The 3732-nt window shown below is 60.2% G+C and carries 4 protein-coding genes; 3 read left to right on the top strand and 1 reads right to left on the bottom strand.

Annotated elements, in window-relative coordinates; genetic code table 11:
• The 3 genes from H8A95_RS42045 to H8A95_RS42035 form a co-directional block, all read left to right on the top strand.
• On the top strand, positions 1–1098 hold a 1098-nt coding region (locus H8A95_RS42045; RefSeq protein ID WP_229188313.1), incomplete at its 5' end, for a PilZ domain-containing protein.
• 370 nt (positions 1099–1468) lie between these two features.
• A complete protein-coding gene (locus H8A95_RS42040) occupies positions 1469–1609 on the top strand; it encodes a hypothetical protein (protein ID WP_229188312.1) in 141 nt (46 codons plus the stop codon).
• A gap of 393 nt (positions 1610–2002) precedes the next feature.
• Positions 2003–2452 (top strand): hypothetical protein, encoded by a 450-nt coding sequence (locus H8A95_RS42035; RefSeq protein ID WP_229188311.1) that lies wholly within the window; start codon positions 2003–2005, stop codon positions 2450–2452.
• Between the two features lie 146 nt (positions 2453–2598).
• Here the strand turns inward: H8A95_RS42035 and H8A95_RS42030 are convergent, their stop codons facing one another.
• Entirely contained in the window at positions 2599–3537 is a 939-nt protein-coding gene (locus tag H8A95_RS42030; RefSeq protein ID WP_229188310.1) for an SIR2 family protein, read from the bottom strand.
• Positions 3538–3732: the final 195 nt, after the last annotated feature.

Raw genomic sequence — 3732 nt, 5'->3', positions numbered from 1 at the left:
GGGGGCATCAGCAAGACGGTCAGGGATATCGATGGAGTCAGCACCGCCGTGCAAGGGGCGGCAGAAGAGCAGGAAGGCACGTTGCGTGAATTATCGCGTAGCCTTCAGGAGGCGTCGACGGGAGTGTCCGCCGTCGCAAGGAGCGTGACGGAGATATCGACGCGCTCACGCGACATCGAACAGGCGGCATCCGTCGTCTCGGAGCTCGTTAACGGCACGAACGCGCGCGTTTCGGAGCTCCGCGCAGATCTTCTCGTATCGCTGCGTCAGTCGAGCGCAAGCAATCGAGGTTTGGTCGAGCATCGGCGTCCCGTGCTGATTCCTGGAGAAGTGCGGTCGCGCGAACTACGCATTGCTGGCAATGTCCTGGATCTCTCCGGGTCCGGCCTGCGCTTTCGAGCGGACAGTGCAGATATCGGGTTGGTCGAGGGGGAAGCTGCCACCGTCGAAACGCGTCTGTTCGGGACCTTGACAGGCACAATAGTCGCAATTGGCAAGACGAGCATTCATGTTCAATTCCATGACCTGGACGCCAGTTCTCAATCGCGCATCGCATCTTGCCTGCGTCAGGTTGATGCCGAGCACCGCCCTTTCATCGATGCAGCAACTGCAGCTGCGAAAAAGATCGAAAGAGCCTTCGAACAGGCGATCGAAAGGCGCGAGGTGACACACGAGCAGATGTTTGACTCTCGCTATCGTCCGATCGTCGGAACTGATCCGGTGCAGTTCGAGACTGCATTTACCGCGCTGTGCGATCGGGTTTTGCCGTCTATCCAGGAGCCTGTTCTCAAGCTTGACCCGCGGATCGTACTCAGCGTTGCCGTCGATACCAATTGCTACCTGCCGACCCACCACATGCAGTTGTTCCAACCGCAACGTCCGGGCGATGCGGCCTGGAATGCGGCGAATTCGCGCAACCGGCGGTTCTTCAAGGACCGTGCAGGATTGACGGCGGCACGCACGACGCGGGAGTTTCTGATGCAGACATGTGACCGGAATATGGGAGGCGGTAAAGTCGTGACCTTAAGAGAAGTTGACGTGCCGATCGTCGTTGTGGGCCGCCACTGGGGCGCATTTCGATTGGCGTTCAAGGCGTGACCTGCAGGATCCATTAGAGTCGTCCGAATGGCAGCTGTCGGCGTCGAGCGTCACGAACGGTCAGCCGTGGAAACGAGGCGGCTGCAACGTCTGCGCCCGAGACGGGCACGATGGCTCGGCATCATGTACTGAGGCCCATGCGACCCCGAGGCCGACTGAAGTGGTGCGTTCGCCCTATCGAGGCCGCACCGGATTCAAACGGGTTGCAAAAGCGAGCGAATAGGCGTGCGAATGAATCCCTCGATCCGGCCGCTGAGGCACCGTTTCCGAGTCGTTAACCAGAGGTAAATCGGGCGGAAGATTTGCTCCGCTTGCGATTTTGCGACTCAGGTTATGTCTCGTCCAGTTGTTAGGACAGAGGACGGTCGCAATGTCAGGCGGCAATGCAAACGAGGCCTGCTCGGCCGGCGGAAGGCTCATCGCCTATTTCGTCGTCACGGGTTCGACGCTGGCGAGCATGGCGGTTCTCTTGTTCCGGGCGGTGCCGGCCTTGCTTCAAAACTGCGGCTGACAAGTCCGCTGCAACGCGTAGCGCTGCTTGTCGTTGCGGCCAGACTCACCCTAAGCCATCAGACGAAACTCGTTTCAGGATCCGGGTCCAAAGATGCGAAATTCTACGCGAGATCTGCCGACAAGTGGTTATGCGATCGTGGTCGACGGTTGCGTGAAGACGGAGTTCGAGACGAAAGGTGGCGTCGAACACGGAGCGCGCGATCTGAAGCGGCGATTTCCGATGTTGCAGGTCCGTGTCTACGACGCGCAGGCGCGATCGGATCACGAGATTCACGCGTTCTGACGTGGCGACCCAGACGGAATTTTAGAGTACCCGCGACGCAGCCGCGTGTGAGTTCGCGCTTTCGCGTCCAGCTCCCGGGGGATATATCGCTTCGCCGGAGACGAGCCCATGATCCAAAAGCGAACGAGTGAATCCAGCCGGCAGCCGCGGCGGGCAAGTCAGCGCCAAACAAGTTCAGACGGCGACGTTCAAAAGCGCATTGCGGGTTTGAGAGGTCTGCCCCGCGAGCAGCTGGCGGATGCGGTGTTCATGCTTGCGATGGACACGAAGCGGCAGAGCGCGCTGCTGCGAGAGGCGATCAATCAGCGTGTGGACGTCGAGCCCCATCCAAGCCAGGCCGCGGATGCGGATTTGGCGACGTATCTCGCGGTGGAAGCCGTGTCGACACTTCGTCACCACACCGCGGGCGCTCCTTCGTTTCTCGATGCGTTATTGCAACGCTCGCGTGACGTTCGTTTCACCGTTGATCAGGCCGAGGCCGTTGCACTGCTTGCAGGACGCTGCGGGAGCCGCGGATCGAAGGTATCCTCGAAGGGCTTCGGCTCGCCGGCGTCCTGAACGAGCCACATAAGGATCGCCATGCAGGCTTCGGCACCTGAGATGAGAGTTGCCACAATCGCTTGATCGCCTCTGGTCGGGACTCTGACGCGTCGCACTGGCGCTATCCGCGGGCATGCTCGCTTGGAATCGGCGCAGCAGATCAGTCAGCTACGCGCTGACAGGTCGAAAAACTTCGAAAGCTCGGCGTGGGCTAGTCGGTCCCCGCCAAAGGTCTTGCTGAGTGGCCGCGGCGAGAAGCCGATAAGCTGCGATTTTGCGGCCGCTGCCATGCGAGGATCTTTCTTCAGAACGTCCAACGCGTAGGGGTCGACGATGAAGAGCTTGAGGCCTTGCTTCAGGGCCTCGGCGATGGCGTCATTGATGTGAGCGTCGCCGAAGCTGTAACCGATCACCATCAGCCGTGCTGACGGCCGCAGCAGCATCTTACGGAACTCAGCATGGTACCACGTCAGCAGGGGATAACGGCCGATGCTGACAGCCTTCTGACCGCCCATGATGAGCACGCGCTGCCCGACTGATGATTCGACCCAATTCACCGAGCCATGAAGCTTCACGTAGGGCTGCACCGAGCTCGGCATGGCGAAGTCGGACGGGTTGGGCTCCATGATGGCGAATTTGTCCTGGCGGGCCCCGCTCGGGGTGAACCCCGGCATGTACTTGACGCCGGGGAGGTGGAGCCGGCCCCAGTTCAGAGCGCCTCCGACGACGGGGGCATAATGTTGCTCGATCAGGGCGTCCTGGTTGAGCGTGAACAGCGCATGAAACCGGCTCAGGAAGCTTTGCAGAGAGTAGGCGACCTGTGGGGGATCCTCGAACTCGAACTTCACGTGCATGAAGCCATTATTCATGGCGTTGAAGATCCCAACGACCGCGGTGAGGAGCGCGTCATGCCGCTTCTTGTCATCAGGATCGCCTGAGAGATGGAGGTCAGCCAGCACCTGCTCGAAGCCCGCAGCGAAAAGCCGTTCGCGGGTCACCTCGTCAACATCCGGGTCGGCCAAAAGAGAACTGAACGCCTCGGATGCAAGGGGACCGCCCCAATTATAGGAAAAGCCTGCGCCTGTCAGAAGTATGAATGTCATCTCACACCCTGGGCTTATCTGTCATCGCCTGGACCAGGTCGCGACCGGTCTCGCTCGCACCATCCATCGATATCATCGTTCAACGGCTGGCTCCTGGTTCAACGCGCTCCATCGCGCCAGGACAGTAGCCGGATAGACGGGGACAACAAAGCGGGTTGGCTTGGGATCGCGATGCAACCACCGGTAAATTTGATA

Origin of the sequence: Bradyrhizobium oropedii (genome assembly GCF_020889685.1) — a bacterium.
In the GTDB taxonomy this organism is placed as follows: Bacteria; Pseudomonadota; Alphaproteobacteria; order Rhizobiales; family Xanthobacteraceae; genus Bradyrhizobium; species Bradyrhizobium oropedii.
This window is presented reverse-complemented; position numbering and strand designations above follow the sequence as displayed.

Coding starts and splice junctions, on each gene's coding strand:
- H8A95_RS42030 (WP_229188310.1), bottom strand. CDS start 3,537: ATGACATTCATACTTCTGACAGGCGCAGGCTTTTCCTATAATTGGGGC.
- H8A95_RS42040 (WP_229188312.1), top strand. CDS start 1,469: ATGTCAGGCGGCAATGCAAACGAGGCCTGCTCGGCCGGCGGAAGGCTC.
- H8A95_RS42035 (WP_229188311.1), top strand. CDS start 2,003: ATGATCCAAAAGCGAACGAGTGAATCCAGCCGGCAGCCGCGGCGGGCA.